Source organism: Actinoplanes sp. NPDC089786 (assembly GCF_040684855.1).
Lineage (GTDB): Bacteria > Actinomycetota > Actinomycetes > Mycobacteriales > Micromonosporaceae > Actinoplanes.
The window spans coordinates 1,786,723-1,810,025 of sequence record NZ_JBFBGU010000001.1 but is presented as its reverse complement, the minus strand read 5'-3'; the positions used below and the strand labels follow the sequence as shown (position 1 = coordinate 1,810,025).

The following is a 23,303-nucleotide window of genomic DNA, read 5'->3' as shown; positions in this document are numbered from 1 at the left end:
CCCGATGCGGATCCTCCACACCTCCGACTGGCACGTAGGCAAGGTCCTCAAGGGTCAGAACCGCGAGGAGGAGCACAAGCAGGTCCTCGCCGAGGTCATCGCGATCGCCGAGCGGGAAGAACCCGACCTGGTGCTGGTCTCCGGTGATCTGTACGACTCGGCCGCGCCCACCCCGGCGTCGACCCGGCTGGTCACCCGGGCCCTGTCCGCGCTGCGCCGCACCGGCGCCGAGGTGGTCGCGATCGGCGGCAACCACGACAACGGCCCGGCGCTCGACGCGCTGCGGCCGTGGGCCGAGGCGGCCGGCATCACGGTCCGCGGCTCGGTGTCCGCCAACCCCGACGACCTGCGCATCACCGGCGACGGCTGGCAACTGGTGGCCATCCCGTTCCTGTCCCAGCGCTACGCGATCCGGGCCGCCGAGATGTACGAGCTGACCGCGGCCGAGACCCAGCAGACGTACGCCGATCATCTGGCCCGCCTGATCGCCCGCCTCAGCCAGACCTTCGACCAGCCCGGCCTGGTCAACCTGCTGACCGCCCACCTGACCGTGGTCGGCGCGTCGACCGGCGGCGGCGAGCGTGAGGCCCACACGGTGATGGGCTACGCCGTGCCGGCCACGGTCTTCCCGGCCAACGCCCACTATGTCGCCCTGGGCCACCTGCACCGCACCCAGCAGGTGATCGGGCCGTGCCCGGTGCGCTACTGCGGCAGCCCGCTGGCGATCGACTTCGGCGAGGAGGAGAACGTCTGCGGCGTCTCGATCGTCGACGTCTCCCCGGACAAGGCGGCCCGGGTCCGCGACGTGCCGGTGACCTCGGCCAAGGTGCTGCGTACCGTCCGGGGGACCCTGGAACAGTTGTCGAAGGTGAACCTTCCGGAGGCCTGGCTGCGTGTCTTCGTGCGGGAGACCCCACGGGCCGGCCTGCGGGAGGACGTCCAGGACATGCTGCCCAACGCGCTCGAGGTCCGCATCGACCCCGACATGGTGCCCGACCGCAAGAGCACCCAGGCCCAGCGCCAGGGCCGCACCCCCCGCCAGCTCTTCGGCGACTACCTGGACAGCCGCGGCACCCCCGAGGACGGCGTCCGTGACCTGTTCGACCAGCTCTACGACGAAGTGAGCTCGACTCAATGAGGCCCCTGCGACTGGACATGGCCGGTTTCACCGTCTTCCGCGACGAGACCAGCGTCGACTTCACCGACGCCGACTACTTCGCGCTGGTCGGCCCGACCGGCTCGGGCAAGTCGACGGTGCTCGACGGCATCTGCTTCGCGCTCTACGGCACCGTCCCGCGCTGGGGCGGCGCCCGCGGCATCGTCAACGCGCTGGCCCCGTCGGCCACCGAGGCCCGGGTCCGGCTGGTCTTCGAATCGGCCGGCGACCGCTACGTCGCGACCCGGGTGGTGCGCCGCGACGGCCGGGGCAACGTGAAGACCAGCGGCGCCGGCCTCCAGCTGATGCCGGCCGGCTTCGACGTGTCCCGGCTCGACACCGGCATGAGCCTGGACGACCTGGGCGAGGTGCTGGCCGGCACCCCGGCCGAGATGGACCGCGCGGTGATCGACGCCGTGGGTCTGCCGTACGAGCAGTTCACCAGCTGCGTCGTGCTGCCGCAGGGCCAGTTCGCCGACTTCCTGCACGCCAAGCCGGCCACCCGCCAGCAGATCCTGGTCAACCTCCTGGGCCTGCACGTCTACGAAGAGGTGCAGCAGCGGGCGGCCGGGCGGGCGACGACGGCCGAGGCCAAGCTGGGCACCATCGAGCAGCTGCTGGAGGGGCTGGCCGACGCCGACGACGAGGCGGTCACGGCGGCCGAGGCCGAGCTGACCCGGATGCGCGAGCTGACCGCGGCGGTCGAGGCGGCGGTGCCCGGCCTGCGCGAGATCCGGCAGCGCGAGGCCACGGCGGCGCAGGGCCGTGACGCGCTGCGGGCCGAGGTGGCCACGCTGACCCGGGTACGCACACCCGACGGCAGCGCCCGGCTGCTGGCCGCGGTGGCCGACGCCCGCGAGACGGCGACCGCGGCGGCCGACGCGGTCCGGGGGGCCGAGGAGCGTGAGGAGAAGATCCGCGGCGAGCTGACCGCGGCCGGTGACCCCGGCTCGCTCAAGCTGCTCCTCGACCGGCACGCCGAGCTCGACCGGCTGACCGGTCAGGCCGAGTGGTTCGCCGGCGAGGTGCAGGTGGCCGAGGTCGAGTCCAAAGACGCCGCCGCGGCCGTCGAGCTGGCCCACTCCGCCCACGTGGGCGCCACCCAGCTGCTCGAGCAGGCGCGGGCCGACTACACCGAGGCGCAGAAACTCGACCGGGCCGTGGCCCTGCGGGCTCACCTGCGGGCCGGCGACCACTGCCCGGTGTGCGAGCAGTCCGTCGCCGACGTGCCCTCGATGCCCGAGGGTTCGGCGGTGCAGGCGGCCGAGGCCACCGGCAAGGCCGCCCGGGCCGCGTCCGAGGTGGCCGAGGCGGCGTGGAAACAGCGTGACGCGGTGGCCCGCAAGCTGGAGAGCAACCTCGAGCGCAAGCGCGCCCAGCTGGAACATCACATGGCCCGGCTGGCCGAGGTCCGCACCGTGGTGGCCGACTCGCCCGGTGTCGCGGCGGTCGAGCAGCGGCTGGCCGAGCTGACCCGGCTCCAGAAGCGGCTGGAGGAGGCGGGCGTCCAGGTCCGCACCACGCGGGAGGCGCAGCGGAAGGCCCAGCGTGCGGTGGCGGCGGCCGAGGAGGAGCAGCGGTCGGCCTGGCGTGCCTTCGACACGACGCGCGACGCGGTGGCGCGGTACGGGCCGCCGCCGGCCGACCGTGACGACCTGGCCCGCGCCTGGGCCACGCTGGTCGAGTGGGCCGCCGCCGAGCGGGCCGAGCGGACGCAGTCGCTGACCGCGGCCGAAGAGGCCGTCGCCTCGGCCCACGACGCCGTGCAGGCCTCGTTCGACGCCATCGCCGCGCTGTTCGTCGAGGCGGGTGTCCCTGCGCCCCGCGGCGACGACTCCGATCTGATCCGCTCGGCCGCGGTGGCGGCCGAGCGGGCCGGGGCGGCCTGGCAGCGGCTGGTCGACCGGCGGGAACAGGCCCGCGAGCTCACCGAGCAGCGGGCCGGCCTGGCCCGCGAGTCCCGGGTGGCCAAGTCCCTGGCCGGGCACCTGCGGGCCAACAACTTCGAGCGCTGGCTGCTCGAGGAGGCGCTCGACCTGCTGGTCGACGGCGCCTCGGGGATCCTGCGCGACCTGACCGGCGGGCAGTACGACCTGATGCACGAGAAGGGCGACTTCTGGGTGGTCGACCACTTCGACGCCGACCTGCGCCGCGGCGTGCGCACGCTCTCCGGCGGCGAGACGTTCCAGGCCTCGCTGGCCCTCGCGCTGGCCCTGTCCGAGCAGCTCGCGGGCATGTCGGCTACCGCCGCCAGCCTCGAGTCGATCATGCTCGACGAGGGCTTCGGCACGCTCGACGCCGCCACCCTCGACGTGGTCGCGGCGACCCTGGAAAATCTGGCCGCGCGGGGCGACCGGATGGTCGGGGTGGTCACCCACGTGCAGGCGCTGGCCGAACGGATCCCGGTGCGGTTCGAGGTGCACAAGGACGCGCGAACCGCGTACGTGGAAAGGGTCGGCCATTGACCACGATGTACGTCGACTCGTGGGATCCGTCCTACGGCGCCGCGTTCGAGGGCGACGGCGGGGACGGCCCGGCCTCACCCAGCACCGCCCAGGTCGAGACCCACCACGAGGTGCCCGACGACCAGTGGGCCCCGATCGACCCCGACCGGGGCGCGCGCCGGCCGGCCGTGGTGCTGCTGGTCGACGGCGTCCGGCGCAACGACGCCCTGCTCTGGACCCGGGAGGAGGACGGCACGTCGTACGCCGGCCTGGCCGCCTCGTACGGCGCCGGGGTGGTCCGCTGCGACCTGGCCAACGGCGTCGCCACGCTGCTGCCCGGCGCCCGGGTCGGCCGCGGCCTGTTCACGGCCAGCCCGTCCGCGTCCGATGTGCAGGCCGGCTCGGTCAGCTACACGGTCCGCCGGATCAGCGGCGCCGGCGAGGTCAGCAAGCTGCCCGCGGCCGTGCAGGCGCCGCTCACCGAGCTGGAGATCGAGATCTCGTCGGCCGCCCGCGAGGACGATGACCTGCTGGTGGTCGACGGCCCGCTGCGCAGCCGCCGCCAGCTTCCGCGGACCGTCGGGTACGTCAAGACCCAGCAGCGCCAATACCTGTCGGCCCAGCTCACCGGCGTGGTGACCAGCCTGCTGCCCGGCCGGCGCACGCCGTTGTTCAAGCTCGGCTCGATGTGGGGCGCCTGGACCTGGTACCTCCGCCTGCCCGGCGGCAGCGGCGCGCCGTGGGGCGGCATCGTCCGCCTGGAGTGCTCGCCCGACCTGACCGTGGAGGAGGCGATCGAGCTGGCCGCCGTGGCCGCCGTGACCGTCCCCCGGTTCGCCTCGTCGGCCTACAAGGACCCCCGGGCGCCGCAGAACCTGATCCCGATCGCCGGCCTGGAACGTCGCCTCCGCGGGATGCTCGGCGACGCCCGCGTCCTGCACCGCGCTCTGGCCCTGTCCACGGCGGCCGGCCGGCGCTAGGCTGATCCCGCTAGGCGAATTCATCGAACGTTGAGTTCGAGGAGGCCACCGTGACGGGCAAGGCACAGCGAGTCTGGCTGACGATCCTCAAGAACACCCTCAACCGGGGTACGTCGCGGATGGCCCGAGCCGGCGTCGGTCCCTTCTCGATCGTCCGGCACGTGGGCCGGAAGACCGGCAAGGTGTACGAGACCCCGCTGATCCTGGCCCGCGCCGGTGACGACTTCGTCGCCGAGCTGACCTACGGTCCCGAGGTCGCCTGGTACCGCAACGTCGTCGCGGCCGGCCGCTGCGTGGTGCTCGACCGCGGGGCCGAGCACGAGATCACCGCCATCGAGGACTTCCCGGCCGACGCCGGCCTGCGCGCCTTCGGCAACCCGGCCGCCCTGGTGCTCAGGCTGCTCCGGCGCCGCGAGTTCCGGCTCCTCAGAACGGGCGCACGGCCCTAATCGTCATCGTCCTCGGCCGGGCGCTCGACCGCGCGGAGCCGCACCTGGGTGATCGCCCGGCCGGTCACCTCGACCACCTCGGCGGTGAACTCGGGCAGGTCGACCACCTCGCCCGGCGCGGTCGGGATGTGGCCGAGCGCGGCCAGCACCATGCCGGCGATCGTGGTGTAGTCGGCGTCCTCGTGGGAGCCGCCGTCGAACCCGAGGTCGGGCAGGTCGTGGATCGGGAACGAGCCGGCCATCAGCAGGGCGCCGTCGTCCTCGCGGACCACCGCCTCCACGTCCCGGTCGGTCTCGTCGTAGATCTCGCCGACGATCTCCTCGACCAGGTCCTCCATCGTGATGATGCCGTCGATGGCGCCCCGCTCGTCGACCACCATGGCCAGTTGCTGGCGTTCCCCCCTCATCTGACGCAGCGCGTCGGAGACCCGCAGCGTCTCGGGCAGGAAGAGGCCGGGCCGGGCCACCCCGTCCACCGGGCCGGTGGCCTCGACCAGGTCGCGCAGGTGGACCACGCCGATCACGTCGTCCAGCCCGGCCGGGCCGACCACCGGCGCCCGGGAGTGGCCGCTGCCCATCAGCAGCTTCAGCGCCTCGTTGGCCGGCGTGCCGGTGGGCAGGCTGAGCACGTCGCGGCGGGGCACCAGGATCTCCCGGAGGATCCGGTCGGCGATCTCGAAGGCGCCGCTGATGATGGTCCGCTGCTCGGCCGAGAACTCCTGCTGGGCGGCGACCATGTCGCGGATCTCCTCGGTGCTGACCTCCTCGCGCTTGGCCTTCGGGTCGCCGCCGGCCAGCCGGACCACCAGGTCGGTGGTGATGCCGAGCAGCCACACGACCGGGCGGGAAACCGCCGACAGCACGTCCAGCGGACGCGCGACCAGCATCGCCCAGCCCTCGGCCCGCTGCATCGCGATGCGCTTGGGCGCCAGCTCGCCGAACACCAGCGTGATGAAGGTCAGCACGATGGTGACCAGCACGATCGCGGTCGGCTGGGCGGCGTCGCCGAGGAAGCCGAGCGGCTCGACCAGCGGCTGGGAGAGGGAGACCGCGGCGGCCGCCGACGCCAGGAAGCCGGCCAGCGTGATGCCGATCTGGATGGTGGCCAGGAACCGGTTGGGGTCGCGGGAGAGCCGGGCCAGCACCCGGCCGCGCCGGGACTGCCGCTCGAGCCGCTGGATCTGGCTCTCGCGGAGCTGGACCAGGGCCATCTCGCTGCCCGAGAACGCGGCGTTGACCAGCACCAGCACGAGCACCAGGACGATCTCGCCGCCCGTTCCACCCATCAGACACACATCCCGCGAAAGAGGGTCACGAAGGGCACACCGTACCGAAGCCGTATCTCGAAGGTCGCCAAACCCGCCCGCCGCGCGGCGAGCGTCAGAAGCGGGCGAAGGAGCGGACCGGCATGCGCGGGCCGAAGCGGGGCGCGCCGATGCCACCGGAGGCGAGCAGGTCGCAGACCCGGGCGCGGTGGCCGCGGAAGGGTTCGAGCAGCTCCAGCATCCGGTCGTCGGTGCCACGCGCCTCGCCGGCCAGCGCCCAGGCCACCGTGTTGGGGATGTGGTAGTCGCCGACGCTCACCGCGTCCGCGTCGCCGTACGTCGTACGCACCGTCTCGGCCGCCGTCCAGACCCCGATGCCGGGCAAGGCCATCATCCGTCGCGTGGCCTCGGCGCTGTCCGCGCATCGTTCGAGCCGGTCGGCGACCGCCGCGACGCGCAGCAGGGCCTGGGTGCGCCGCTGCTCGACGCCGAACGGATGGAAGACCCAGTAGGGCGTGGCCGCCACCGCGGCCGCCTCGGGCGGCAGGGTCAGCCCGCCCGGTCCCGGCGCCGGCTCGCCGAAGTGCCGGACCATGGCGCGGTAGGCCCGGTGGGCCTCCTTGCCGGTGACCTTCTGCTCGAGCACGGCCCGGAGCGCCCGGTGGAAGAGCAGGCCGCTGGCCGGCATGCGTACCCCGGCGAAGGTCTTGGCCAGCCGCGCGATCAGCGGGTGGCGCGCCGCCAGGGCCGTGAACTCGTCCACCTCGTCGCGCAGTCCGGCGATGGCGTCGGCGCGATCGACGATCCAGGCCGCTCCCGGCCCGTGGCCGGTCGCGTTCAGCTCGGCGCCGGTGCGGGCCAGGTGGAGGGTCGCGCTTCCCTCGGGGGTACGCGCGGCAAGCCAGAACTCGCTGCCCTCCAGGCGTACGCAGGAATCGCCCTTGGTCGCGATCAGTGACGACAGCGTGCCGGCCAGGTGGTACCGCTCCGGCAGAGCCAGCCGCCGGGTCACCTGTGCGCTCACCCGAGACACTGTGCCACACCCCTCCGGATATGCCGATGGCCCTGACTGCGCTCCCAGTCAGGGCCATCGGGGGGCGAGCGCGAACACCCGAGTTGGTCCGCGTCGCCGGTGCCGGAGCTGAGTGCTCGGCCCGACCTTGGTCCCGCGCCTCCTTTCGTCAGCCGTTTCCTTGTCCGGGCCGACTGCCGCAGGTGCCGTCCTCAGGGGGGTGGACGGCGGTCCGGGGTTCCGATGGGGGGTCCCCGCAGCGGTGGACGAGGCTTGCTCAAGGCCACGTCCGGCCGCAGGGTTCGTAGTCCCGGGGTTGCGACAGCGCTCCGCGTGTTCAGTTGTGGTCAGGCCCGGCCTCAGCCGCGCCGACGGCCGTTCTGCTGCTGCTGACCCTGGTCGGCGGCCTGCTGGTCGCCCGCCTGGTCACCTTGGTCGCCGGCCTGGTCACCCTGGTCGCCGCCCTGGTCACCCTGGTCGCCACCGTTGCCGCCGCCGTTGCCACCCACCTGGATCCGGAAGGAGTCGAAGCTGGGAGTCTGGTTGGCGCGCTGCATCATCGGGATGCGGTGCGAACCGTCACCGGACCACGAGGAGCACTGGGTGACGCCGGCCTTGGGCAGGCCCGGGACGTTGATGTCGACCACGTCCGGAGTCGCGCCGCCCTTCTTGTCCTCGGTCGCCACGAAGAACTCGGGCGCCGGCGCCGGGTCCGGAGCCTCTGTCTCGTTCGCGAGGCTGCGGCAGGCGGTGTGGAAGTGGCCGCGCTGGAGGCCGTTCTGCAGGACCGAGCTCTCGAGGTAGTAACCACCCGCGGCGGCACCGAGGAACCGGTCGCGGATCAGGTTGCGGGTGCTCACCTTGATGGTGAACGGCTGGCCGACTTCCACCTGGTCGGGGTGATCGACGATCAGCAGGGTCGGGTTGTTCCCCTCCGTGCCGACCTCACCGAACGCGGTGGAGATGCAGCGGTTGCCCTCCTGGAAACCGGTGTGCGGCTGGAGCTGGCTGTTGTCGCAGTTCTGAGCCAGGACGTCGAGGCCGTTGTTCGGCGGGGTCTGGCCGCCGCCGTTGTTGCCGCCGTTGTTGCCGCCGCCACCGTTGTTGCCGCCGTTACCGGCGTTGGGCTGGCCGCTCTGGCCCGGCGAGGGCTGGGCGCCGCCACCGTTGTTGTTGCCACCGCCGTTGTTGTTGCCGGCGTTCTGCATCACCCATTTACGGCACTTGTCGCGCAGCGTCTGGGTGCTGGGCGCCTCACTGCCGTCGTCAGCGTGCTGCGTCACACCGTTCTTGTCCTTGTAGGTGCCCTTCTTTCCCGTCGTGGAGAGCTTCGACGGCCGCGGGGCCTGGATCCGGTCGCAGGCGGCGAGGGCCCGGTCGGTGGACTTCTTGGTGGACGCGTCCGACACCTGGGTGACCGTGACGATTGCACCGAACGCCACGATGGTGGCGGCCGCAGCGATCAGGCGCCGCTTCCCGTTGAGCCACTTCGGGCCCTTGGTTGCGCGCCGGTACTGAGACCTTCGCATCTGAGGAACACCTTTCTTCAACACACGTGGCGGCGGTGGGTGCCGGCCGAGGGGTGATACGTGCGGCCTGGTCGGCTGGCCAGGTCGGGTACCGCTGAACGCTCCTACCTGGCTCGGAGGATGCGCATCGTGGTGATGACACCGGCGACTAGGGCCACCGCCAGAACCATCAAGATCACTGACGTGTTCACGCCGGTGACGCCTCCGGAGCCCGCGGCGACCAGCATCTGCTGATCCACCGGGACCGGGCCCTTCTGTGCCGCCGGCGGGGGCGCTGTGGGCAGCGCGCCGTACTGCACGAGCCCACTGCTCTCCAGCAGCGTCATGTGGGTCATGACGAACTGGTTGGCCTCCTGTGCCAGCTTTCGCACCGAGTCGTTACGGGTGCTGGAGCGGATCGTCCCGATCGCCGGGAAGATGTTTCCGTGTGCGGCCCGCAGCCGGTCGATGAAGATCTGGTCGAACGTGGTGCTGTTGGCGGATTCCATCTCGGCCAGCCAGCCCTGCTGCTGGTCGTTCGGCACCGCCGGCAGGGCCAGGCCCAGCTTCTTCGCCACCGAGATGTCCAGCTTGTCGAGGGTGACGTGCTGGGCGGCGATCGCCTTGCCGACCGCCTGCACCCGCTTGTCCTTCGACTTCTCGACCGCCATGTTCCCGGCCGGGATCTCCCAGAGGCCCGCCAGCCGCACCTTGACGACGAAGTCACGGTCAGCGGCCGAGACCTCGCCGGTGCCCTTGTCCGACAGTCCGCTGCTCGACGGGATCGGAATCGGCGCGTCCGCGGCCTGTGCCGTGACGGGCACCGACAGTAGCGCCAGGACCATTGCCGAAATGCTCACGAGCCAGCGAACGAGCCGGCGGGGCAAGCGTGCGGCAATCATCTCTGAAACACCTCCGATTGGAATTCCGGGGAGAACGTTATGAGTTCTGATCGATGTTTCGCAATCCCGATGAGGAGAAATGCGGAACACTTAGGTGCGGCCTAAAAAAGATTTATGAATCTCTTTTGAACCCTCGGGCATCATCCGTTCGGACGATGCCCGATTGTCACGCTCAGTAGCTGTAATCACTCGATCCGGCGCCACCGTCCGCGGCTCCCGCATCGCCCTTGTCGTCCGAGGACGGCGGTGCGACCGGCTTGGAGACCGGCGGGAGGCAGGTGAGGTTCTTCTTGCCGGTGGGCTCGATCACGAACCACTTGCCACCGACGTTCTGGCCCTTCCACTGCCCGGCCTTCTTGTCGCCGATGTAGGTGTAGACCGGCCACTTGTCGATGGTCAGCTGCTTGCTGCCGTCCTTGCGGGTGACCGTGCCGACGAGCTTGGAGTCGACGCCCTTGATCTCGGGCTTGCCGTCCTCGGTGATGGCCGGCGGCCAGATGGCGGCGCAGTCGCCCTCGCAGTTGGTCTTCGCGGCCGGCTTGTTCTTGTCGTCGTCGAAGCGGTAGAGGACCATGCCCTCCTGGTTCACCACGACCTTGCCCATGCGCTTGACCGAGGTGCCGGTCAGCTCGCTGGTGACGTCGTCGCCGGCCAGCTTGCCCGCCTTGTCCGCGGTCGACGTGGGCTCCGCGGTCGGCTCGCCGGTCGGCTCGCCCGTGGGCTCTCCGGTCGGCTCCGGCGTCGCGTCGACCGCGTTGGCCGCCGGCTGCAGGCCACTGCCGTCGGTGGCCGACGAGTTGTAACCGGCCGGGGCGCAGCCTGGGAGCGTGAGCGCCGCTGCCATCGCAGCGCCGACGACCATAAACTTTCGCTTCTCCGGTGTCACGGGGGTCCTCCACCGTCTGTGTTCTGACTGCCTTTTCCGCGCAGTAGTACGCGGGGCGCCCGCGAGAGGTTGAACTCCGGTGGCTCATTTTTCTTTGTTTTTTGTTTGAACCGAACTGCCATCGCATCCGTATAGCGCCGGTCCGGCCTCGCGGAAATGCAGCGAGGCCCGGCCGAATGGACGGCCGGGCCTCGTGGAACTGCGTGGTGTTACGGAGCGGTGACCAGTTTGGTCGGGGCGCCGTTGGCGGCGACCTCCTGCACCTGGAGGTGCGCGATCGACTCCTTGGGCAGCGCGGTGACCGCGGTCATCAGCAGCGGCTCCTGGCGCTCGGCCGTACCCCAGCCCTTCTCGCCGACCTTCCAGCTGGAGAGGACCTCGGGGCTGCCGTCGGTCTTGATCGCGACCAGCTGGCAGATCTTCGGCCCCTTGATGTTGGAGACCGCGAACTGCACCTGGGTGCCCAGGTCCTTGGTCTCGAGACCGGCGTCCAGCCGTACGCCGCTGCGGGCGTCGGTGCTGCCGATCAGGTCGCCGGCCAGGGGTGTGCCGCCGATGCCGCCGCCACCCTGGCTCAGCGGAAGCGGGTCGAGCTTGCTCGGGCCACCGGCGGTGACGGCCGGATTCTGCCCCTTGTCGGGCGCCAGCCACCGGGCGCCGGCGAACAGCGCGCCGACCGACAGCATCGCGAAGATGACCACCGCCGCGGCCAGCGAGAAGAGCCGCCGGCTGTTCGCCTTGCGCCGCTCGCCGCTGACCGTGCGGATCATCTTCTTCAGGACGAGGCCGTCCTTGCGGGACTCCTCGGTGGCCACCAGCGAGTCGGCGTCGACGTCGGCCAGGATGTCGGCGACCTGGAGAAAGGACTCCAGTTCGACCGCGCAGGCCGGGCAGTCGATGAGATGGTCCTCGAAGCGGCTGGCGTCGTGCTCGTCGAGCACCCCGAGCGCGTACGCCGCCACGTCGAAGTGTTGTTCCTGTGTCATTCCGTCACCCCCCGCTGCTGCAGGGCCGTACGCAGAGCCCGCAGTGCGTAGTACACGCGTGACTTGGCCGTCCCCAACGGCAGGCCAAGCACCTCCGCCGCTTCCGGAACGGTCCGGCCGCGGAAATACGTCTCGACGAGGATCTCCCGATGCGACTGGCTGAGCGTCTTCAGCGCGTCGGTGACCGTCATCAGTTGCAGCACCCGATCCGTGTCGTCCGCGGTGCTCGGAAAGCTCTCCAGCTCGCGGTCGTACGTCTCCGGGGGGCGGGCGCTGGTGCTGCGGTGATCGTCGATCGCGATCCGCCGCGCCACCGTGACCAGCCAGGGCCGCAGGGACTGCTGTCCTTGGGCGCCGAGCCGGTGTGCGTTGCGCCAGGCCCGCAGCAGGGTTTCCTGCACGATGTCCTCGGCGCGTTGCCGGTCGCCGCCGGTGAGCCTCAGCACGAACATCAGGAGCGGGCCGGCATGCTCTTCGTAGAGCATCCGGACCAGCGTGTCCTCATGATCCGCGCCGGCCGCCGCCTCGTGCCGGGGTGCCTGTCGGGGAATCACCGAACCATCATTCTCCGCACCACGACCTCCGTCGAGAGCCTGCCACCGACCACCGGAACCCCGTCCCGTCATGCCGTGCACCTCGCTCGGCGCACGTCGCTCCATGACTGACGCATGCATCGATTCCTCCTGCCGGTGCTTTCCCCTTCACCCTCTTTACGGGTGGGGCGCCCAGCAGGGATCAACGCGGACACAAGAATTTCTAAAGGTTCGGCAGTGGCGACGAGCAACGTTCCTCCGGGGGGGCGGAAGTCGGGGCCGTGGGGGGCATTGGGTCCCGCAGGTGAATGATCGCTAATCATCCATCTGCACCGATATGCGCGGCGGGGCAGGCGAATACTACTCACTTCTTGACGCGCGGCGTTAGCTGAGTACCGCTGTGTCGCCGCAGCGTCGCGCTGCGCTGCACCGCGTCCCGGGGCGACGGAACGGGCGTGCCCGACGGTAGCGGCTGACGGCCGATCTGCCCACCACCCGGATCGGACAGAACTCACTCGCTGTGCGACTTTCCCCCGGCCGGGGCCGATCCGGGCCGATTCGGCCGGTCGAGGGCATTGCGATCCTCCCCCGCACAGTCACTAAGCTCACGGTGACCAGGAGAGACCTTTGCGTAGGGGGTGCACCGAATGACCAACAGCAGCCCGGTGTCCTCGAGTGCCTATGAGTACCTCGACGCCGTCGGCCCGGAGGAGAAGGCCCGGCTGGCCGCCGTCCGGCGCTACCGGCTGGTCGATCAGCCGGTGGAGGACGCGTACGACCGGATCGCGTTCGTGGCCGGCGCCATCTTCGACACCCCCATCGCCACGGTGTCCCTGGTCGAGCAGGACCGGGTGTGGCTGGCCGCGTGTCACGGGCTGGTCGGCGTACGCCAGGTGGGCAACGAGCCCGGCCTGTGCGCGTCGGTCGTCCAGCGGGACGGCGTCTATGTGATCAACAACGCGGCCGTCGACCCGCGCACCCTCGAGCACCCGCTGGTCCGTGGCGAGCTCGGCCTGCGCTTCTACGCCGCCGCGCCGATCCGTACCCAGGACGGCTACCGCCTGGGCACCGTCAACGTCATCGACAACCGGCCGCGCGACGCCTCGCCGAGGCAGCTCCGCGCGCTGGAACATCTGGCCCAGATGGTCTCCGACGAGCTGGAGCTCCGCCTCATGGTGATCCGCAGCGCCGCCGCCGAGCAGCGCATGCGCCAGACGGTGAGCTGAGTAGGTTCCACCGTTCCGGGGTAAACGGCCGTCCCATGCGAACACCACGAAAGGTCGCGGTTGTCGCCCATGCCCGCAAGACCCTGGGCGGCGGCCTCGACGAGTTGCGGCGGCGGATCACCGACCAGGGCGTCGACGAGCTGCTCTGGTACGAGGTGCCGAAGAGCAAGAAGGCGCCGAAGCGGGTCCGCGAGGCCCTGAAGGAAGACGTCGACCTACTGGTCGTCTGGGGTGGCGACGGCATGGTGCAGCGGACCATCGACGTGGTGGCCGGCTCGTCCACGCCGCTCGCGATCATCCCGGCCGGCACCGGCAACCTGCTGGCCACCAACCTGGGCGTGCCGGCCGACCTGCCCGGCGCGGTCGAGGTGGCGTTCACCGGCCACCGGCGCAAGGTCGACCTCGGCAAGCTGAACGGCGAACACTTCGCGGTGATGGCCGGCGTCGGCTTCGACGGCGCGATGATCCGCGACGCCGACCGCAACCTGAAGGACCGGCTCGGCAAGCTGGCCTACGTCTGGACCGGCCTCCGCCACGTCAACGGCGCGGCCCCGCGGGCCACGGTGACCGTGGACGGCACGCCCTGGTTCGACGACGAGGCGTCCTGCGTCCTGATCGGCAACGTCGGCACGATCACCGGCGGCATCCACGCCTTCGACGACGCCAAGCCGGACGACGGCTGGCTCGACGTCGGCGTGGCCACCGCCCAGGGCGCGCTGCAGTGGGCCCGGGCGCTGGGCACGATGGCCGTCGGCCGCTCCGACTCGTCCCCGTTCGTCCGGATGACCCGGGCCCGCAAGGTCGACATCAAGCTGGCCGGCAAGCTCGAGTACGAGCTCGACGGTGGCGCCCGCGAGAAGGCCAAGCACCTGACGGTCAAGGTCGTCCCCGAGGCGGTCGAGATCTGCGTCCCGGCCCAGCCCCCGACCGCCGACTGAGGCTCCGACCGGCCCGGCCGGCAGACCCCGGCCGGCCACCCCGGCCGGCCACCCCGGCCGGCTGCCGCGGCGGCGACGAGTCAGATTAGCGACATAACGGTCGTACCCGAGCGGGGTTTTTATGGCCTTTTAGAACGATCAATCCCCTGGTAATGGCCACGGGCAGACCTCACACTGACTCGAAAGCCGCTACGCGTCTCAAGGGGGTTGGCCATGCCGCACCACCAGAGTTCCGCAGTGAGCCTCGCATCTCTGATCACCGTCGCGACCGTGCTGGTCCTCGGCTATCGAGCCGGCCGCACCCATGCGGCCTGGCGGGAACACCGCGACGTCCGGCGCGCGGTCAAGACCACCCGCCGGACGGCCTGGCGGCACACCGCCGTCCTCGTCCTGGGCACCGCCGCCCTGATCGTCACACTCGCCGCCGCGGTGTGATCACCCCTTCAACCCGGTGTGCGCCAGTCCCTCGATGAACTGGCGCTGAGCGATCACGAACACGATCAGCACCGGGATCGCGGTCATCGAGGCCGCGGAGAGCTGCACGTTCCACAACGGACCCTGGTACGCGTCGGTGAACTGGGTCAGGGCCTGCGGGAGCGTGTAGCGGTTCTTGGAACTGATGAACACGATCGGCTCGAGGTACAGGTTCCAGCTGTGCAGGAAGGTGAAGACGGCCACCGCGCCGAGCGCCGGGCGTGCCAGGGGCAACGCGATGCGACGGAAGATGGCGGGCCGGCCGAGGCCGTCCATCCGCGCCGCCTCCTCCAGCTCGCCCGGCAGCGTGACGAAGAACTGCCGCATGATGAACGTGGCCAGCACGCTCGGCGCGCCGAAGATCGGCACCAGGATCAGCGGCCAGTGGGTGTCGACCAGGCCGGCCGCGTTGAACATCCGGAACAGCGGGACGATGGTCACCTCGCTGGGGATGAGCAGGCCGGTCAGCACGACCAGGAAGAGCGGGTTCTGGCCGCGGAACCGGATGCGGGCGAACGCGTACCCGGCCATCGACGACACCACGAGCGTGCCGAGCGTGACCACCAGGGCGATGTAGGCCGAGTTGACGTACTGCTCGGCGAACGGCTGCAGGGTGAAGACGTCGCGCCACGCCTGCGGTGACGGCCGTTCCGGCCAGAGCTGGAAGGCGAAGATGTCGGCGTTCGGCTTGAGCGACGAGGTGACCATCCACCAGGTCGGGAAGACGAAGGGTACGCACAACAGGCACAGCAGACCGTACGAAATGACCCTAGCTTTCATGAAAGACCCATTTCTTGCGCAGCTGCCACTGGACCACGGTCAGCGCCAGCACGATCAGGAAGAGCAGCACCGAGAGGGTGGCGCCGTAACCGAACGCGTGGAACTGGAACGCCTGCTGGTAGAGGTAGTAGACGAGGACCGTGGTCGACGTTCCCGGGCCGCCCTGGGTCAGCACCGCGATCTGCGCGAAGACCTGCAGCGACCCGACCACCGTGATGATCGACGTGAGCAGGATGGTCGGGCTGATCAGCGGCAGCGTGATCCGGGCGAAGATCGTCGTCGGCCGGGCTCCGTCGATCCGCGCGGCTTCGTACAGATCGTGCGGTACGCCCTGCAGGGCGGCCAGGAACAGCACCATGTTGAGGCCGACGTTCTTGACGACCTGAACCACGATCACCGACACCATCGCGGTGCCGCCTTCACGGAGCCAGTTCGGGCCGGCGCCGCCCAGCAGGCTGTTGATGCCGCCGTTCTGCTGGAGCATGAAGCCCCACACGATGGTCCAGGCCACCAGCGACACCACCACCGGCGAGAAGAACACGATCCGGAAGAAGGTCGTCCCGCGCAGGCGCTGGTTGAGCAGCACCGCGAGCAGCAGCGCCAGGGACAGGTTGAGGATCACCAGCCCGATCGAGAAGAGCGCGGTCGCCCCGAGCACACCCGGCAGCTTCGGGTCGGCGGCGAGCTGCCGATAGTTCTCGCCGCCGACGAAGTCGAAGGTGTCGGCCAGCACGTTCCACTCGTGCAGGCTGTACCAGACCACCAGCACCAGCGGGACCAGCACGAAGAGCACGGTCCCGGCCAGTTGCGGCGCGATGAACAGGTACGCGGTCAGCCGGTCCGACCTGTCGACCTTCACAGCAGTGGCTGCACCGCTGTGCACACCTGGTTGAGCACCGCGGGCACATCGGCGTCGGGCTTCCACAGCGGGTCCAGGGCGCTCCGCACGGTCTGCGAGATCTCGGCGTTCCTGGTGTGCGACGGTTTGACCACGCCGGTCTCGATCCCGTTGATCACCACGTCCCGCAGCTGCTCGGGCTTCAGCAGCGGGTTGGCCTTGGCCAGCGTGTCGGTGGTGAGTTGCGACTTGCGCGGCGGCGGGAAGAACTGCGCCAGCTTGGCCGAGTTGGCGGTGTTGGTGAAGAAGGCCAGGAAGTCCTTGGCCGCGTCGGCGTGCTTGCCCTTCTTGAGGACGCCGACGCCGCCCTGCCCGATCACCGAGTACTCGCCCTTCGGCCCGGCCGGCAGCGGCACCAGGGTCCACTTGAACGTGGCGTCCTTGAGCAGCGAGGCCCGCGAGATCTGGGTGACGGTCATCGCGGCCTCACCGGCGAAGAAGTCGGCCGACGTCCCCGGACCCGGCATCGCCTTGTCGGTGAAGATCGACTTGTGGATGAAGGTCATCGCGTCGACCATCGCCGGCTGGTTGAAGCCGCAGGTCTTCCCGTCCGCGCTCCACGCCTCGGCGCCCCAGCCCTGGAAGACGGTGGCGAGGTTGTCCCACGACTTGTAGTCGAAGTCCCGGATCACCAGGCCCTTGCTCGCCGCGGCCGCCGCCATCGCGTTCTCCCAGGTCCACGGCTGCGGGATGGTCTTGACCAGGTCGATGTTCACGAAGACGCCGAAGGGCGAGGTGCTGAAGGGGTACGCGATGAGCTTTCCGTCCTGGCGCCACAACGTGGTGGCCGCCTCGGTCAGCTCCGGCTCGTTCTCGATCGTGCCGTCCAGCGGTTCCAGGGCGCCCGACGAGACGAAGTCGGGTGCCGAGTTCTCCAGGATCCAGGCCAGGTCGGGCGGGTTGCCCCCGGCGATCTGGGTGGTCACGGTCGTCGTGTAGTTGTCGAACGGCAGCGCGTCGAACCGCACCGTCACGTCCGGGTGGGTCTGCTGGTAGGCGGCCGCGATCTCGTTGAACAGCTTGACGTGCGCCTCGTTGTTCGACCACGTCGTCATCCGCAGCGTGATCGGGCCGTCGTCCGCTTCGCCGCCGCCACCGCCACACGCGGCCAGCCCGGCGAGCAGCGTCAGGGCCGCCAGCGTCGCTCGTACCTTCATCGGGAGGGTCCTTTTCTAGTAACCGCTGACGTCGGGCCAGCGCAGCTCGACGCCCTCGGCGGTCAGACGTTCCTGGAAGTCGGCCAGCAGGGCCGGGGTGTTGCGGACCGCGCGCGGGGTGACGGCGCGGTCCAGGCAGAAGGCGGCCAGCGCGCCGGCCACCTCCCCGGCGTTCCACTCGGTGGGGTGGAGCCGGTGCGATCCGTTGGTGATGTGCGTGGTGCCGATGTTCTTGCCGGCCGGCAGCAGGTTCTCGATCCGCCGCGGGATCAACGCCCCCAGCGGCACCTCGAACGGGCAGGAGGCCACGTCGATGTAGTTGTCGCCGCCGGTCGACGGGTGCAGGTCGATCCGGTACATGCCGACCCCGATCGAGTCGGCGTGCGACACCGCGCCCTTGTCACCGCGGACGGCCAGCGACAGGTCCTGCTCGACGATCGTGTACTCGGCCCGGATCCGCCGCGACTCCCGGATGTAGGGCGCCATCGCCAGCCCGTCCGTGCTCCCGGTGACGTCGCCACGCAACCGCAGCCCCGGCCAACCGGCGCCGCCGTCCGGGCGTGGCGCCTCGGTCTGCAGCCAGTACATGACACTTCTACTGAGGTCTTCGGCTCGGGCCACGACGGCGCCGGGATCGGCCGCGCCGATCAGCGGCTCCTCGAAGTAGTCGATCATCGGCCAGTTCACCAGGCAGATGTCGCTCGAGTAGAAGCCCGGCTCGAACTGCCGCCGCGCCGCGATCCGCCGGAACGTCCACAGGTTGCCGTCGCCCGGGTCGGCCCGCTGGTCGGCGTCGACCAGCCACGGGTCGTCGTCCGGGTTCGGCGTGAAGCCGCGGGTCGAGGTCTCCAGGGTGCGCGGGTTGGGCGTACGCCAGGAAAGCATCTTGTCGCCCCAGAACGCGGGCTGGTATTCGCGCCACCGGTGGTAGCTCGCCGGCCGGTCGATGGTGTGGTCGCCGGCCACGTGGTCGACCGCGAAGCAGACCGAGAACGCCTGCATGTTGTCCGGCTGTGGCTCGGCCGGCGCGCCGGGTTCGCCGGTCTCGTCCTGCGACTCGAAGCCGGTGACGAACTCGGTGCCGGTCAGCGGCAGCAGCTCGCCGGTCTCGGTCGCGTCCAGCACGTACGGCCCGGTCAGCACGATCTCGTCGCCCTCGTGGGTCACGGTCACCGAGGTGACGCGATCGCCGTCGGTCGTCGCGCTCCTTACCGTGGCCGGCTGGAGGACCGTCAGAAGACCACTGCTCCGGTACGGCGCCAGCATGCTCTCGATCACGGCGACGGCGACCCGCGGCTCGTGGCACAGCCGGCTCACGTGCCCGGCCCCGGGGTTCAGGTCCCGGGTCGCGCGGGCGCGCTCGGTGAGCGGGTAGTGCGCCCGGTAGTAGTCGCGGATCCCCTCGCGCAGCCGGCGGTAGGACGCCGTCACCCCGAACCGCTCGACCCAGGTGTGCTCGTCCGGCGGCACCGCCTGACTGGTCAGCTGGCCGCCCAGCCAGGCGTACTCCTCGGTCATCAGCACCGACCGCCCGGCCCGCAGCGCGCCCAGCGCCGCGGCCACCCCGCCCAGCCCGCCGCCGATCACCACGACGTCGGCGCGCATCTCCCGCTCAGCCACGGGCCACCGCCAGCGTCACACCCGGCACCGGCTCGCAGGGCAGCAGCCGCTGGGTGCCCTTCGGTCGTCCTTCGAGGATCTCGCTCAGCAACTCGACGGCCTGCCAGCCCATCTCCCGTCGCGGAATGCGATAGCCGGTGAACTCACGGTCGGTCACCGCCGGCCGGGTGGGATCACCCAGGGCCACGAAGGACAGATCTTCGGGTACGCGCAACCCGTTGTCTTCGGCTTGACGCACGAGGGCGACGCCGTCCGCGTACTCCTCGACGAACACACACGTCGCGCCGGTTCTGATGATCACGTCAAGATCAACTTCCCGGATGTGTACGCCGTCCGCGGCCTCCGCGGCGAACCCTTTGAACCGGTCGGCGTGTGACTCCGGCCCCGCGCCCTGGCCGACGTAGACCATCCGCTCGTGGCCCAGCTCCCGGGCCTTGCGCACCTGGGCCGCCGTGGCGCCCGGGTAGTCCGCGCCGACGTACGGCACCGGCCCGCCCGCGTCGTCCCGCCGGCCCACGCTGACGAACGGCAACCCCTCGCCGAGCAGGCGCTCCAGCTCGGCCGGATCGAGCGACCGGCCCAGCAGCACGCAGCCGTCGGCGAGCCGCAGCCGGTTGTCCTGGTGGAAGATCCGCCGCCGCCCGTCGACGACCGGGGCGCTGGTCAGCAGGAGCAGATCGCAGCCGATCCGCTCGGCGCACTCCTCGATGCCGACCAGGAACGGGTGGTAGAAGTCGCCGAGCCCGGCCGGGAAGACCGACTCGTAGGTGAACACGCCCAGGATCCGGTTGTGCCGGCTGGCCAGCCGCCGGGCGATCGGGTCGGCCACGTAGCCTGTGCTGCGGATGGCCTTGAGCACCCGCTCCCGCGTCTCGGGCGCGATCCGCACCTCGGCGTCGGCCCGCCCGTTCAGCACGAGCGAGACCGTCGCCTGGCTGACCCCGGTCATCCGAGCGATGTCCTGTTGCGTAACCCGCCCCACAACGCTCCCTAATGCGTATTAGTAAAGCCTTGCGGAGCATCGTGACCAGCCGTTGACACGGTCGTCAAGAGGATCGCATTTGGTAATAGGTATTAGCGGAGGGTTGCCGCGATGACCCGGTCGAAGTTGTCGTCCGCCGCGGCGGCGATCAGGTGGCCCGAGCCGACCAGCAGCAGCGCCATCGCGTCCACGTCGGCGCCGGCCTCGATCCGGCCCGCCCGCTGTTCGGCGGCCAGATAGTCGCGGATCATCCGCATCGCGTCGGCGGCCATCGGGATGCCGGAGAGACCCGCGGCCCGGAGCCGGGCCCGCAACTCGTCGCGGGCGATGATCAGGCTCAGCATCGCCCCGGCCACCGAGCCGAAGAGGTCGCGCAGGGCCGACGCCAGGTTGCCCTCGACGGTCCCCTGGCCGACGCGGGCCAGCAGGTCGTCGCGCCGGGCGGCCAGCCGGGCGATGCGGTCGATCACCAGCTCGGCCAGGAACGCGTCGAAGTCGGCGAAGTGCCGGTGCAGCACCCCCTTGGCCACGCCAGCCTCGGTGGTGACGGCGCGGCTGGTCAGCGCGTTGACCCCGGACCGCACGAGCACCCGCTCGGCCGCGCCGAACAGATGTTCGCGGACGTCTCGAATCGCCACCCCGGTCGGCATCGGGCGCACCCTTCCCCTGGCTTGAGTGGGCGCGTGCCCACTAAGGTGGGCGCATGCCCACTCTAAACCCCGAGCCGCACCAGCACCGCGAGGTGGCCGAGTCCTTCGGCACCGACGCCGGCCGCTACGACCGGGCCCGCCCCGACTACCCGGCCGGGCTGATCACCCGCATCGTCGAGGCCGCACCCGGCCCGCGCCTGCTCGACGTGGGCACCGGCACCGGCATCGCGGCCCGCCAGTTCGCGGCGGCCGGCTGCACCGTGCTCGGCGTCGAACCCGACGAACGGATGGCCGGCCTGGCCCGGGCCGGCGGGACCGAGGTCGAGGTGGCGACGTTCGAGAAGTGGGAGCCGCGCGGGCGCGTCTTCGACGCCGTCGTCGCGGCCCAGGCCTGGCACTGGGTCGACCCGCTGGCCGGCGCGGTCACCGCGGCCGAGGTGCTGCGCCCCGGGAGCCGGCTGACCGTGTTCTGGAACGTCTTCCAGCCCCCGCCCGAGCTGGCCACGATCCTGGCCGACGCGTTCCGCCGCTTCTTCCCCGAGGCGCCCGCCTTCTACGACCGGCCGGCCCTCGACCTCTACCAGCACATGATCGACAACGCCGGCCAGGGCATCATCCGGGCCGACGCCTTCCACGCCCCCGAGGAATGGCGGACGGCCTGGTCGCGCCACTACACCCGAGCCGAATGGCTCGACCTGCTGCCGACCACGGGCGGCCTGACCCGGGTGCCGCCCGAGACCCGCGACGCGCTGCTGGCCGACCTGGCCACCCGCATCGGCGACTTCACCGCCGCGTACACGACGGTCGCGGTCAGCGCCCGCCGGCGCTGACGACCTCAGCCGGCGGCGGGGTCTCGTCAGCCGGCGGCGGGGTCGAGCTTGATGGACAGGCTGTTGACGCAGTGGCGGGTGTTCTTCGCGGTCATCATCTCGCCGCGGAAGACGTGGCCGAGGTGGCTGTCGCAGCGGGCGCAGCGGATCTCGGTGCGGACCATGCCGAGGCTGACGTCGTCGATCTCCTTGATGGCGCCGGGGATGGCGTCGTCGAAGGACGGCCAGCCGCAGTGGCTGTCGAACTTGTCGTTGCTCTGGTAGAGCTGCGCGCCGCAGGCCCGGCACTCGTAGGTGCCGGCGGTCTTGGTGTCCACGTACTCCCCTTGCCACGCCGGCTCGGTGCCGGCCTGGCGGAGCACCCGGAACTCGGCCGGAGTGAGGCGTACGCGCCACTCGTCCTCGGTGGTGGGCAGGGTGGTGGGCTCGTCGGATGCCATGTGTCAACCGTACGTCGGTCGCACGTGCCGTGCGGCCTGCCGGGAGCGACCGTTCGTTGGTCACCCCATGGAAGCAGCGTTCACGCCCACGCGGCAGCAAGCCCTCCGGTACGGAATCCTCCTCGGTGTTCTGGTCGCCCTCGCGGGCACGGCCGGTGTCCTGCTGACCGCGCCGGTGCCGGGTGTGCTGTGGGCCGCGGTGGCGGGCTGCTCGCTGGCCGCGGGGATGACCGGTGGCCTGCTGGCGGGACGGCGCGGCACCCGGATCGACGCCCGGGGCATCCGGACCGCGTGGGGGCACGAGCCCTGGGACCACGTGGTCGATCTGCGGGCGGAACGGCGCGGCGCGCGTACCGTCGTCTCGGTCTATCTCGTCTCGGGCGCGAGCCTGCAGCTGGCCGCGCCGTACAGCGGTGACGGCCTGCTCGCCGAGGACCCGCAGTTCGACCTCAAGGTCTCCACCCTTTCGCACCTGTGGCGCAGTCACAGCATCGGCGGCGTTCCCTGCTGAGGGCCGACTCGCGGGGGGCGGTTTTCCCCAATACGGACATTAGTGGTTAAACTCCTCGGGACTGAATCGGACCTACGGCAACAGAACGGACTTTCCCTCATGAGCTTGACGCGCCGGTTGACCGCTGGACTCCCCGCGGTCGGCGTCACCGCCCTCGCTGCCCTGGCCTTCGCCGGGTCGCCCGCCTACGCCACCGGCGACGGTTCGGCGCGCGCCGGACAGCCGGCCGTGATGGCGACCCCGTGCTCGAGCGACGAGCGGACCAAGTGCGACTCGAGCGCGGACAGCGACGGCTACGGCGGCGGCGCGGCCGCGGCCACGACCGCCGTCCCCAACGACAACGCGACCGCCGGCGGCAACGACGACGACCGCGGCAACAAGGGCTACGGGTACGGCTCGGAGAGCCCGACCCCGTCGCCGAGCGAGACCACGCCGTCCGGTGGCACCGACACCGTCCCGCCGGGTGGCGAGCTGCCCGAGACCGTGCCGCCGACCGCGCCGGGGACCACGCCGCCGACCGGTGGCGTGAACGCCGGGACGCTGCCGCTGACCGGTGCGCCGATGGGCGCCACGATCGGCCTCGGCGCGCTGCTGGTGGCCGGCGGCGCCGCGGCGGTCTGGTACACCCGCCGCCGCCGCGAGGCCTGAGTTACCCGATCGACACCGAACCGCCTGG

General features: G+C 70.9%; 24 protein-coding genes. 10 read left to right on the top strand and 14 right to left on the bottom strand.

The window, feature by feature from the left end:
* Nucleotides 1-4: 4 nt before the first annotated feature.
* From AB0O15_RS08725 to AB0O15_RS08710, 4 genes are read left to right on the top strand one after another with little or no spacing between them, the layout of a single operon-like run.
* The gene (locus tag AB0O15_RS08725) at nt 5-1,138 is read left to right on the top strand and encodes an exonuclease SbcCD subunit D (protein WP_364315884.1); all 1,134 of its coding nucleotides are present in this window, start codon (nt 5-7) and stop codon (nt 1,136-1,138) included.
* The gene (locus AB0O15_RS08720; RefSeq protein ID WP_364315881.1) at nt 1,135-3,621 is read left to right on the top strand and encodes an SMC family ATPase; all 2,487 of its coding nucleotides are present in this window, start codon (nt 1,135-1,137) and stop codon (nt 3,619-3,621) included. Before AB0O15_RS08725 ends, AB0O15_RS08720 begins: the two co-directional genes overlap by 4 nt.
* Nucleotides 3,618-4,580, top strand: coding sequence for a hypothetical protein (locus AB0O15_RS08715; protein WP_364315879.1), 963 nt, complete (start codon nt 3,618-3,620; stop codon nt 4,578-4,580). The genes AB0O15_RS08720 and AB0O15_RS08715 overlap by 4 nt, the downstream gene beginning before the upstream one ends.
* 50 nt (nt 4,581-4,630) lie before the next feature.
* Entirely contained in the window at nt 4,631-5,029 is a 399-nt protein-coding gene (locus AB0O15_RS08710; protein WP_364315877.1) for a nitroreductase family deazaflavin-dependent oxidoreductase, read from the top strand.
* On the opposite strand, the gene AB0O15_RS08705 is transcribed toward AB0O15_RS08710, so the two are convergent.
* The 7 genes from AB0O15_RS08705 to AB0O15_RS08675 form a co-directional block, all read right to left on the bottom strand.
* On the bottom strand, nt 5,026-6,315 hold the full coding sequence (locus AB0O15_RS08705) for a hemolysin family protein (protein ID WP_364315874.1): 1,290 nt from the start codon (nt 6,313-6,315) through the stop codon (nt 5,026-5,028). The two genes, AB0O15_RS08710 and AB0O15_RS08705, sit on opposite strands and share 4 nt — an antisense overlap.
* A 94-nt stretch (nt 6,316-6,409) precedes the next feature.
* Entirely contained in the window at nt 6,410-7,258 is an 849-nt protein-coding gene (locus tag AB0O15_RS08700) for a DNA-3-methyladenine glycosylase 2 family protein (protein WP_364317144.1), read from the bottom strand.
* Nucleotides 7,259-7,665: 407 nt separating this feature from the next.
* Nucleotides 7,666-8,835, bottom strand: a complete 1,170-nt coding sequence (locus AB0O15_RS08695) for a Pecanex-like protein 1 (protein WP_364315871.1) — start codon at nt 8,833-8,835, stop codon at nt 7,666-7,668.
* Nucleotides 8,836-8,939: 104 nt separating this feature from the next.
* Nucleotides 8,940-9,659 (bottom strand): DUF4142 domain-containing protein, encoded by a 720-nt coding sequence (locus AB0O15_RS08690; RefSeq protein ID WP_364315868.1) that lies wholly within the window; start codon nt 9,657-9,659, stop codon nt 8,940-8,942.
* A gap of 229 nt (nt 9,660-9,888) precedes the next feature.
* The gene (locus AB0O15_RS08685; protein WP_364315866.1) at nt 9,889-10,560 is read right to left on the bottom strand and encodes a hypothetical protein; all 672 of its coding nucleotides are present in this window, start codon (nt 10,558-10,560) and stop codon (nt 9,889-9,891) included.
* 251 nt (nt 10,561-10,811) lie between these two features.
* Nucleotides 10,812-11,588 carry a zf-HC2 domain-containing protein gene (locus tag AB0O15_RS08680; protein ID WP_364315865.1) on the bottom strand — a complete coding sequence of 259 codons (777 nt, stop codon included), beginning with the start codon at nt 11,586-11,588 and terminating at the stop codon, nt 10,812-10,814.
* Nucleotides 11,585-12,262, bottom strand: coding sequence for a sigma-70 family RNA polymerase sigma factor (locus AB0O15_RS08675; RefSeq protein WP_364315862.1), 678 nt, complete (start codon nt 12,260-12,262; stop codon nt 11,585-11,587). Before AB0O15_RS08675 ends, AB0O15_RS08680 begins: the two co-directional genes overlap by 4 nt.
* A 506-nt stretch (nt 12,263-12,768) precedes the next feature.
* On the opposite strand from AB0O15_RS08675, the gene AB0O15_RS08670 reads away from it, so the two are divergent.
* From AB0O15_RS08670 to AB0O15_RS08660, 3 genes are all read left to right on the top strand, one after another.
* Nucleotides 12,769-13,347, top strand: coding sequence for a GAF domain-containing protein (locus tag AB0O15_RS08670; RefSeq protein WP_364315859.1), 579 nt, complete (start codon nt 12,769-12,771; stop codon nt 13,345-13,347).
* Nucleotides 13,348-13,382: 35 nt separating this feature from the next.
* The gene (locus AB0O15_RS08665) at nt 13,383-14,285 is read left to right on the top strand and encodes a YegS/Rv2252/BmrU family lipid kinase (protein WP_364315857.1); all 903 of its coding nucleotides are present in this window, start codon (nt 13,383-13,385) and stop codon (nt 14,283-14,285) included.
* Nucleotides 14,286-14,522: 237 nt separating this feature from the next.
* Nucleotides 14,523-14,720 (top strand): hypothetical protein, encoded by a 198-nt coding sequence (locus AB0O15_RS08660; RefSeq protein WP_364315854.1) that lies wholly within the window; start codon nt 14,523-14,525, stop codon nt 14,718-14,720.
* Here the strand turns inward: AB0O15_RS08660 and AB0O15_RS08655 are convergent, their stop codons facing one another.
* The 6 genes from AB0O15_RS08655 to AB0O15_RS08630 all read right to left on the bottom strand — a co-directional run bounded on the left by AB0O15_RS08655 (nt 14,721) and on the right by AB0O15_RS08630 (nt 20,846).
* Nucleotides 14,721-15,539, bottom strand: coding sequence for a carbohydrate ABC transporter permease (locus AB0O15_RS08655; protein ID WP_364315852.1), 819 nt, complete (start codon nt 15,537-15,539; stop codon nt 14,721-14,723).
* Complete coding sequence (locus AB0O15_RS08650) at nt 15,529-16,398, bottom strand: sugar ABC transporter permease (RefSeq protein WP_364315849.1); 870 nt, start codon at nt 16,396-16,398, stop codon at nt 15,529-15,531. The genes AB0O15_RS08655 and AB0O15_RS08650 overlap by 11 nt, the downstream gene beginning before the upstream one ends.
* Nucleotides 16,395-17,594 carry a sugar ABC transporter substrate-binding protein gene (locus AB0O15_RS08645; protein WP_364315847.1) on the bottom strand — a complete coding sequence of 400 codons (1,200 nt, stop codon included), beginning with the start codon at nt 17,592-17,594 and terminating at the stop codon, nt 16,395-16,397. Before AB0O15_RS08645 ends, AB0O15_RS08650 begins: the two co-directional genes overlap by 4 nt.
* 15 nt (nt 17,595-17,609) lie before the next feature.
* A complete protein-coding gene (locus AB0O15_RS08640) occupies nt 17,610-19,214 on the bottom strand; it encodes an FAD-dependent oxidoreductase (protein ID WP_364315845.1) in 1,605 nt (534 codons plus the stop codon).
* Nucleotides 19,207-20,196 carry a LacI family DNA-binding transcriptional regulator gene (locus tag AB0O15_RS08635; protein WP_364315844.1) on the bottom strand — a complete coding sequence of 330 codons (990 nt, stop codon included), beginning with the start codon at nt 20,194-20,196 and terminating at the stop codon, nt 19,207-19,209. Before AB0O15_RS08635 ends, AB0O15_RS08640 begins: the two co-directional genes overlap by 8 nt.
* A gap of 92 nt (nt 20,197-20,288) precedes the next feature.
* Complete coding sequence (locus AB0O15_RS08630; protein WP_364315841.1) at nt 20,289-20,846, bottom strand: TetR family transcriptional regulator; 558 nt, start codon at nt 20,844-20,846, stop codon at nt 20,289-20,291.
* Between the two features lie 53 nt (nt 20,847-20,899).
* Here AB0O15_RS08630 and AB0O15_RS08625 point away from each other — a divergent pair, with 53 nt between their 5' ends.
* On the top strand, nt 20,900-21,676 hold the full coding sequence (locus AB0O15_RS08625; protein WP_364315838.1) for a class I SAM-dependent methyltransferase: 777 nt from the start codon (nt 20,900-20,902) through the stop codon (nt 21,674-21,676).
* Between the two features lie 26 nt (nt 21,677-21,702).
* On the opposite strand, the gene msrB is transcribed toward AB0O15_RS08625, so the two are convergent.
* The gene (gene msrB / locus AB0O15_RS08620) at nt 21,703-22,116 is read right to left on the bottom strand and encodes a peptide-methionine (R)-S-oxide reductase MsrB (protein WP_364315835.1); all 414 of its coding nucleotides are present in this window, start codon (nt 22,114-22,116) and stop codon (nt 21,703-21,705) included.
* A 67-nt stretch (nt 22,117-22,183) separates the two neighbouring features.
* Here msrB and AB0O15_RS08615 point away from each other — a divergent pair, with 67 nt between their 5' ends.
* Both AB0O15_RS08615 and AB0O15_RS08610 read left to right on the top strand, forming a co-directional pair.
* On the top strand, nt 22,184-22,627 hold the full coding sequence (locus AB0O15_RS08615) for a hypothetical protein (protein ID WP_364315833.1): 444 nt from the start codon (nt 22,184-22,186) through the stop codon (nt 22,625-22,627).
* Between the two features lie 99 nt (nt 22,628-22,726).
* Complete coding sequence (locus AB0O15_RS08610) at nt 22,727-23,275, top strand: LPXTG cell wall anchor domain-containing protein (protein ID WP_364315830.1); 549 nt, start codon at nt 22,727-22,729, stop codon at nt 23,273-23,275.
* Nucleotides 23,276-23,303: the final 28 nt, after the last annotated feature.

Bases quoted from the DNA above. Each gene is read 5' to 3' on its own strand.
- AB0O15_RS08615 (WP_364315833.1), top strand. From the start codon at position 22,184: ATGGAAGCAGCGTTCACGCCCACGCGGCAGCAAGCCCTCCGGTACGGA.
- AB0O15_RS08670 (WP_364315859.1), top strand. From the start codon at position 12,769: ATGACCAACAGCAGCCCGGTGTCCTCGAGTGCCTATGAGTACCTCGAC.
- AB0O15_RS08610 (WP_364315830.1), top strand. From the start codon at position 22,727: ATGAGCTTGACGCGCCGGTTGACCGCTGGACTCCCCGCGGTCGGCGTC.
- AB0O15_RS08690 (WP_364315868.1), bottom strand. From the start codon at position 9,659: ATGGTCCTGGCGCTACTGTCGGTGCCCGTCACGGCACAGGCCGCGGAC.
- AB0O15_RS08675 (WP_364315862.1), bottom strand. From the start codon at position 12,262: ATGCATGCGTCAGTCATGGAGCGACGTGCGCCGAGCGAGGTGCACGGC.
- AB0O15_RS08685 (WP_364315866.1), bottom strand. From the start codon at position 10,560: ATGGCAGCGGCGCTCACGCTCCCAGGCTGCGCCCCGGCCGGTTACAAC.
- AB0O15_RS08655 (WP_364315852.1), bottom strand. From the start codon at position 15,539: ATGAAAGCTAGGGTCATTTCGTACGGTCTGCTGTGCCTGTTGTGCGTA.
- AB0O15_RS08705 (WP_364315874.1), bottom strand. From the start codon at position 6,315: ATGGGTGGAACGGGCGGCGAGATCGTCCTGGTGCTCGTGCTGGTGCTG.
- AB0O15_RS08695 (WP_364315871.1), bottom strand. From the start codon at position 8,835: ATGCGAAGGTCTCAGTACCGGCGCGCAACCAAGGGCCCGAAGTGGCTC.
- AB0O15_RS08680 (WP_364315865.1), bottom strand. From the start codon at position 11,588: ATGACACAGGAACAACACTTCGACGTGGCGGCGTACGCGCTCGGGGTG.
- AB0O15_RS08645 (WP_364315847.1), bottom strand. From the start codon at position 17,594: ATGAAGGTACGAGCGACGCTGGCGGCCCTGACGCTGCTCGCCGGGCTG.
- AB0O15_RS08630 (WP_364315841.1), bottom strand. From the start codon at position 20,846: ATGCCGACCGGGGTGGCGATTCGAGACGTCCGCGAACATCTGTTCGGC.
- AB0O15_RS08720 (WP_364315881.1), top strand. From the start codon at position 1,135: ATGAGGCCCCTGCGACTGGACATGGCCGGTTTCACCGTCTTCCGCGAC.
- AB0O15_RS08665 (WP_364315857.1), top strand. From the start codon at position 13,383: ATGCGAACACCACGAAAGGTCGCGGTTGTCGCCCATGCCCGCAAGACC.
- AB0O15_RS08625 (WP_364315838.1), top strand. From the start codon at position 20,900: ATGCCCACTCTAAACCCCGAGCCGCACCAGCACCGCGAGGTGGCCGAG.
- AB0O15_RS08725 (WP_364315884.1), top strand. From the start codon at position 5: ATGCGGATCCTCCACACCTCCGACTGGCACGTAGGCAAGGTCCTCAAG.
- msrB (WP_364315835.1), bottom strand. From the start codon at position 22,116: ATGGCATCCGACGAGCCCACCACCCTGCCCACCACCGAGGACGAGTGG.